This window comes from Bacillus sp. JST-5, from assembly GCF_057747715.1.
The window spans coordinates 1-1,261 of record NZ_JBYLHW010000157.1 but is presented as its reverse complement, the minus strand read 5'-3'; the positions used below and the strand labels follow the sequence as shown (position 1 = coordinate 1,261).

At 44.3% G+C, this 1,261-nt stretch carries 1 protein-coding gene; it reads left to right on the top strand.

The genetic code is table 11. The features are described from left to right. On the top strand, positions 1–1,200 hold a 1,200-nt coding region (gene ltrA, locus AC3ASS_RS14330), incomplete at its 5' end, for a group II intron reverse transcriptase/maturase (RefSeq protein WP_488284164.1). Positions 1,201–1,261: the final 61 nt, after the last annotated feature.

Below are 1,261 nucleotides of genomic sequence, written 5' to 3'. Positions count from 1 at the left end.
CAGAATAAAGGAAGTCACGGAGTAGATGGCATGTCCGTAAAAGACCTACGAAGACACCTCTACGAAAATTGGGACTCCATTCGACAGTCGTTGAGAGAAGGAACCTACAAGCCCTTACCCGTCCGTCGAGTCGAAATCCCGAAACCGAACGGAGGAGTAAGGCTTCTAGGGATCCCTACCGTGACTGATCGTTTCATCCAACAAGCGATTGCCCAAGTGTTGACGAAAATCTTTGATCCGACCTTCTCGGACCATAGCTATGGTTTCCGCCCAGGTAGAAGGGGACATGATGCGGTTAGGGAAGCAAAAGGTTATATCAAAGAAGGATATCGTTGGGTAGTCGATATAGACTTAGAGAAATTCTTTGACAAGGTGAATCACGACAAACTGATGGGGATCTTGGCGAAAACGATCAAAGATCGAATTCTACTGAAGTTAATCCGTCGATATCTTCAATCAGGCGTGATGATCAATGGAGTAGTAATGGAAACGGACATGGGAACGCCTCAAGGCGGCCCGCTTAGTCCACTTTTATCAAACATCATGCTTCATGAATTGGATAAGGAGCTGGAGAAACGTGGACATAAGTTTGTCCGGTATGCGGATGACTGTAACATCTATGTGAAAACAAAGAAAGCAGGAATTCGTGTCATGAACTCCATTACCAACTTTATTGAGAAGGAGTTAAAGCTCAAGGTAAATAAAAAGAAATCGGCAGTAGACCGTCCTTGGAAACGGAAGTTTCTCGGTTTCAGCTTCACATCTAATAAAACACCAAAGATACGGATTGCGAACGAAAGTGTGAAACGTTTGAAGAACAAGATCCGTGAAACTACATCAAGGTCGAAACCGTATCCAATGGAGAAAAGGATTGAGAAACTGAACAAGTATTTAATGGGATGGTGCGGATATTTTGCCTTGGCAGAAACACCAAGTAAGTTCAAAGAATTTGATGAATGGATTAGACGAAGGCTTCGGATGTGTTTATGGAAAGAATGGAAAACCCCGAAAACAAGAATTCGGAAACTTAGAGGATTAGGTGTTCCAAGCCATAAAGCATTCGAATGGGGCAATACACGGAAGGGATATTGGCGGATTGCCTGCAGTCCCATTCTACATAAAACCCTCGACAACTCCTATTGGAGTCACCGAGGGTTAAGAAGTCTAACCGAAAGATATCAGACTCTACGTCATACTTAATTGAACCGCCGTATACCGAACGGTACGTACGGTGGTGTGAGAGGTCGGGGGTTAGTCACCC